The sequence below is a fragment of the Kocuria sabuli genome (assembly GCF_040981185.1).
Taxonomy (GTDB): domain Bacteria; phylum Actinomycetota; class Actinomycetes; order Actinomycetales; family Micrococcaceae; genus Kocuria; species Kocuria sabuli.
The window spans coordinates 1-555 of the sequence record NZ_JAVHZE010000096.1; the positions used below are offsets into that span (position 1 = coordinate 1).

Genomic DNA, 555 nt, shown 5'->3' on the forward strand with positions numbered 1-555 from the left:
GCCACCAGCTGAGTGTACTGAGAACCAAAGTCCAGGATGAGAATGCGATGTTTATGAATGTTTTCCGTCATTGACGCTAATTCCGAGGCAAGTGAAACAAAACAAAGCGCCCGGCATTGAGCCGGGCGCGGAAATTTATCAGGAGCCCAGACGGTAGTTCGGGGACTCTTTGGTGATCGTCACGTCGTGAACGTGGCTCTCCTGGATACCCGCACCGCTGATGCGTACGAATTCCGCTTTGGTACGCAGCAGGTCAATGGTACCACAGCCGGTCAGCCCCATACAGGAGCGCAGGCCGCCCATCTGCTGGTGAATGATCTCTTTCAGGCGGCCTTTATACGCCACGCGGCCTTCAATACCTTCCGGCACCAGTTTGTCAGCAGCGTTATCGGTCTGGAAGTAACGGTCAGAGGAACCTTTAGACATCGCGCCCAGGGAGCCCATACCGCGGTAGGATTTATAAGAACGCCCCTGGTAGAGTTCGATTTCACCCGGGGATTCTTCGGTACCGGCCAGCATGGAGCCCACCATCACGGCTGCGGCACCTGCGGCGAT

General features: G+C 56.2%; 1 protein-coding gene. It reads right to left on the reverse strand.

The genetic code is table 11. The features are described from left to right. Positions 1–138: 138 nt before the first annotated feature. Positions 139–555 (reverse strand): IMP dehydrogenase (locus tag RE027_RS18075; RefSeq protein ID WP_368809682.1); only part of this gene is annotated, 417 nt, incomplete at its 5' end.